The organism is Cupriavidus phytohabitans, assembly GCF_017815025.1.
Taxonomy (GTDB): domain Bacteria; phylum Pseudomonadota; class Gammaproteobacteria; order Burkholderiales; family Burkholderiaceae; genus Cupriavidus.
The window spans coordinates 1-917 of sequence record NZ_JAGIQB010000213.1 but is presented as its reverse complement, the minus strand read 5'-3'; the positions used below and the strand labels follow the sequence as shown (position 1 = coordinate 917).

Below are 917 nucleotides of genomic sequence, written 5' to 3'. Positions count from 1 at the left end.
AAAAATAGCGAGCCCTTCAGCCTTGTAGAGGCAAGCTTCGCTTTTTGCGCGGCTAGTACTTCAGCAGCCTGCTAAGGAGTGAGAATGCAATTCGTTGAAACAGGCCTGCCCGCGATGCGGCAGCCTTTTAGCTGGGCTTCGCGAGCTGGAAATCTACTTTTCACCGCGCATGGTCCGGTGGATGGAAAGGGCGGCATTGCCGGAAGTGGCGTCGAAGAACAGGCGAGACTGACGTTCCGTAACCTGGCCACTGCGTGCGCTGCAGCGGGGGCAACTCTCGGGGATGTCGCGCAGGTTCTGATCTACCTAAAAGAAGCAGAACACATGCTAGCGGTCGACGCTGTGTATCGCGAGCACTTCGTTGCACCCTATCCAAATCGGTCAAGCGTTGTGGTGAAAGACTTCGTACATCCCGAAATGCTTATAGAAATTGTCGCTTACGTAGATCTACCTTCATAAGGGGCGCTGCATTCCGTCGTGGCTGATGAACCGTGCACTCGTCGGCCACTTTGTCTTGAAGCCGCTAGCGCGGCTTCAAGTCCTTTTTTCCCGCTGAAGAGTTGGTAGTTCTAGACCATCCCCTTATACGGAAGTAGGTCCGTCTCCGCAGCGAGACATGGAGCCTGAGACCCTGGGAATTTCGAGGTAAGGGGTTGTTACTGACGTGTGCACCAAATAGTGCGTATTGCCGTAGAACGAAGGAAGGTCGTCAACGATTCCGGGGAGCGTTAAAAACCTTGGGGTTCGGCTTCAGCAACGCGCCCCAGGCGCTCAAGAAACTCAGCCACTTCGGCGGGTAGCTCTTTCATACGCAGCCGGAAGGCTGTGAGTCATTCCGTTAAGGAGCTAAAGTCGAAACTGGTGTACAGGCGGGGAATTTGAGGCGCGGAGTAGAGGGCGGTGGAGCTTTCCGCTGA

At 55.0% G+C, this 917-nt stretch carries 1 protein-coding gene; it reads left to right on the top strand.

What is annotated here, in order from left to right; all coding sequences use genetic code 11:
* Positions 1–84: 84 nt before the first annotated feature.
* Positions 85–459 carry a RidA family protein gene (locus J8I34_RS34200; RefSeq protein ID WP_209808598.1) on the top strand — a complete coding sequence of 125 codons (375 nt, stop codon included), beginning with the start codon at positions 85–87 and terminating at the stop codon, positions 457–459.
* Positions 460–917 lie beyond the last annotated feature (458 nt).